Annotated in this window: 2 protein-coding genes; one reads left to right on the plus strand and one right to left on the minus strand. The window is 71.8% G+C overall.

Annotated features, from left to right (window positions below; genetic code table 11):
* Positions 1-3 precede the first annotated feature (3 nt).
* Positions 4-699 (minus strand): MOSC domain-containing protein, encoded by a 696-nt coding sequence (locus H9652_RS02160; protein WP_191794454.1) that lies wholly within the window; start codon positions 697-699, stop codon positions 4-6.
* 240 nt (positions 700-939) lie between these two features.
* Between H9652_RS02160 and H9652_RS02165 the strand changes: the two genes are divergently transcribed.
* A complete protein-coding gene (locus H9652_RS02165) occupies positions 940-2481 on the plus strand; it encodes an APC family permease (protein WP_191794455.1) in 1542 nt (513 codons plus the stop codon).
* Positions 2482-2516: the final 35 nt, after the last annotated feature.

Consider the following 2516-nt stretch of genomic DNA (forward strand, 5'->3'; position numbering starts at 1 on the left):
GCGTCAGCGGACGGCCCGTCCGGCCCGCTCGCGCACCTCGGCCGACAGCCGGACCTCGCCCGCTGCCTCGGCGTCGAGCAGGCGTTGGGACACCTCGACCGTCGTCCCCGCGACGCGCGCACCGAACCAGTCCGCGATGCTCACGCCGTGCGACGGCCGGGACACGACCTCGACCGCGTCCCCGGCCCGTACCTCGCCCGGGGTCACGACCCGCAGGTACGCACCCGTGCGGTTCGCGTCGGTGAACCGCTTGACCCACCGTTCCTCGCCCAGGCGCCGCGCGAACGTCGAGCACGGCGTCCGCGGCTGCGTGACCTCCAGGACCGCGGTCCCCACCTGCCAGCGCTCGCCGATCAGCGCCCCGCTCGCCGCGACGCCGCGCGTGCGGAAGTTCTCCCCGAACAGCCCGGGCGTCACCTCGTAGCCGAGCTCGGCCGACCAGTGGTCGGCGTCCTCCTGCGAGTACGCGTACACGGCCTGCTCCTCACCCCCGTGGTGCGCGCGGTCGGCCTGGACGTCGGCGTACAGGCCCAGCGGGCGGACCTTGACCGGCCCCGCGACGGGTCGCTTGTCGATCGCGGTCACGCCGACCGCGCCCGCGTCGGGCAGCAGGACGTGCACGCGGCACACCGCGAGGAGCTCACCGGTCGCGCCGAGCGGCGCGTGGGGGCGGGCAGGTTCCGGGGTCGAGAAGGTCATCGGAGGATTCTCCCAGGTCGCACCCGCGCTCCGGCCCGACGGCGTCGCCCCGGCGGGTCCGTCGCGTCACCCTGGACGGAACGTGCGGTCACCCTCGGCGGGGGCGGGCGTCCCCCTCGGCGGGGGCCGGGCGTCACCGTCGGCGCGGGGGGCACCTGCGGGACGTCCGCGATGCGGGCGGCGCTGCGCCGTCGGGCGGTCCGCCGCGCGTGATGCGAGCCCTGCGGACAGACTGGAGCGATGGCCAGAGGTGTTCTACGACTCAAGTCCGTCGAGGAGTCGCTCGCGTCGCTCGACGACCCCGAGCGCTCCCTCAAGCGCGATCTCAACGCCTGGGACCTCGCGGTCATGGGGGTCGCGGTCGCGGTCGGGGCGGGCATCTTCTCGGTCGGCGCGACCGCCGCCGCGAACTTCGCCGGGCCGTCGGTCATCATCTCGTTCGTCATCGCCTCGATCGTGTGCGCGCTCGCCGTCATGTGCTACGCCGAGTTCGCCTCGGCGCTGCCGGTCGCGGGCTCGGCCTACACGTTCTCCTACGCGACGATGGGCGAGCTCGTCGCGTGGATCATCGGCTGGGACCTGATCCTGGAGATGCTGCTCGCGGCGGCCGTGATCGCGAAGTTCTGGGGCATCTACCTCGCGGACGCGTTCGCGCTGTTCGGCATCGACCTGCCGCTGAGCATCCCGATCGGACCCGTGGACCTCGAGTGGGGGCCCGTCTTCATCGTCGGGGTCTTCACGACGCTCCTCGCGATCGGGACCAAGCTCAGCAGCCGCATCAACAGCGTGTTCACCATCATCAAGGTCGCGATCACGCTGTTCGTGATCGTCGTGGGCTTCTTCTACGTCAAGGCCGAGAACTACACGCCGTTCATCCCGCCGTCGCAGCCCGCCCCCGAGAAGACGGCTCTCGAGCAGCCGTTGTTCGCCTTCCTCACGGGCCTCGAACCGACGACGTACGGCGTCATGGGCCTGCTCGCGGGCGCGGCGCTCGTGTTCTTCGCGTTCATCGGGTTCGACGTCGTCGCGACCACGGCCGAGGAGGCCAAGAACCCGCAGAAGACCATCCCGAAGGGCATCCTCAGCGGCCTCGCGGTCGTCACGGTCCTGTACATCCTGGTGACGCTCGTCGTCACGGGCATGGTCCCGTACACCGACCTCGCCGCGTCCGAGGACCCGTCGCTCACGACGGCCTTCATCCTGGTGGGCGCGGACTGGGCCGGGCGCGTCATCTCGGTCGGCATCCTGGTCGGCCTGACGACCGTCATCATGGTGCTGCTCCTGGGCCTCACGCGCGTCATGTTCTCGATGAGCCGCGACGGCCTGCTGCCGCGCGGCGTCTCCAGGACCTCGCACCGGTTCCACACCCCGGTCCGTCTCCAGGTGGGGACCGGCATCGTGGTCGCCCTCATCGCGGGCCTCGCGCAGGTCGAGCTGCTCGAGGAGATGATCAACATCGGGACGCTGTCGGCGTTCGTGCTCGTGAGCTTCGGCATCCCGATCCTGCGCCGCACACGTCCCGACATCGAGCGCGGCTTCCGCGTCCCCTGGTCCCCCGTGCTGCCCGTCTTCTCGGGCGTCGCGTGCCTGTGGCTCATGACGAACCTGACGACGCTCACGTGGCTGCGGTTCCTCGTGTGGGTCGTGATCGGGCTCGTGCTCTACGCGTCGTTCGGGTACCGCAACAGCCTGCTCTCGAAGCGCAACGTGGCGGCGCGCGAGGCGGAGGCCGCGGCAGCAGGCCCGCCGGGTTCGCCGGGCGACCCGGCCCCACCCGCCTGACCTTCCCGTGCCCGACGGCGCCCCCTCCTCCGGCG

Source organism: Oerskovia rustica (assembly GCF_014836555.1).
Classification (GTDB): domain Bacteria; phylum Actinomycetota; class Actinomycetes; order Actinomycetales; family Cellulomonadaceae; genus Oerskovia; species Oerskovia rustica.

Bases quoted from the DNA above. Each gene is read 5' to 3' on its own strand.
- H9652_RS02165 (WP_191794455.1), top strand. From the start codon at position 940: ATGGCCAGAGGTGTTCTACGACTCAAGTCCGTCGAGGAGTCGCTCGCG.
- H9652_RS02160 (WP_191794454.1), bottom strand. From the start codon at position 699: ATGACCTTCTCGACCCCGGAACCTGCCCGCCCCCACGCGCCGCTCGGC.